Annotated in this window: 1 protein-coding gene; it reads left to right on the top strand. The window is 41.0% G+C overall.

Features of this window, described 5'->3' with window-relative positions:
* Positions 1-236 precede the first annotated feature (236 nt).
* Positions 237-608 (top strand): flagellar basal body rod protein, encoded by a 372-nt coding sequence (locus tag QD409_RS35510; RefSeq protein ID WP_311315973.1) that lies wholly within the window; start codon positions 237-239, stop codon positions 606-608.
* Positions 609-630 lie beyond the last annotated feature (22 nt).

Below are 630 nucleotides of genomic sequence, written 5' to 3'. Positions count from 1 at the left end.
GTCCTATTTAAAGACGGACGTGCCATTATCCATGGCACTGATGAGCGCTCAAGGGCAAGAGCCATTTACAGCAGACTCGTTGGATGATTAATGCCAGCCTAAAGACCTTTTGAAGAGAAGGTCTTTTTTTTATGCCGCCAGAAAGCTGAGCATCCACTAAGCCTCAAGTCTTAGAGAGAAATCAAGCGGAAGCACGTTATGAAAAAACGTGCTGAAAGCTATGATAGGAGTATGAAATGAAAGGAGAGATTGATGAAATGAAAAAAGTAGGTTTAGTTCTTATCGGGGCGACAGCGGCAATTATCCTTCTGTCACAGTTAGGTCCTCTAGTTGGGCTGATTATAAGCGGAGCATTGCTGTACCTTGTGTTCAAGCAATTTTTAAAGGCAGGGCATACAGGAGCGAAGATAGGATGGGGAGCATTAGGCATCATATTACTCTGTATCACTGCAAGTAATCTTCCTGCAATACTTGGTTTAGCTGCAGCGTACATCCTGTTTTTAGTAATTAAAAAGTGGAAAAAGCCGAGTGTCACAGAAAAAATCAATACCTCTGATGATCCGTTCCAGAATTTTGAGAAGCAATGGTCTGAACTTAACAAAAACTAAACAGAAAAGAGGAAAATAATTA

The organism is Rhizobium sp. BR 315, assembly GCF_050577975.1.
GTDB classification, from domain to species: Bacteria; Pseudomonadota; Alphaproteobacteria; order Rhizobiales; family Rhizobiaceae; genus Rhizobium; species Rhizobium miluonense.
Note: the sequence above shows the minus strand (reverse complement) of the source record. Positions and strands in the feature narration are given on the sequence as shown.

Coding starts and splice junctions, on each gene's coding strand:
- QD409_RS35510 (WP_311315973.1), top strand. CDS start 237: ATGAAAGGAGAGATTGATGAAATGAAAAAAGTAGGTTTAGTTCTTATC.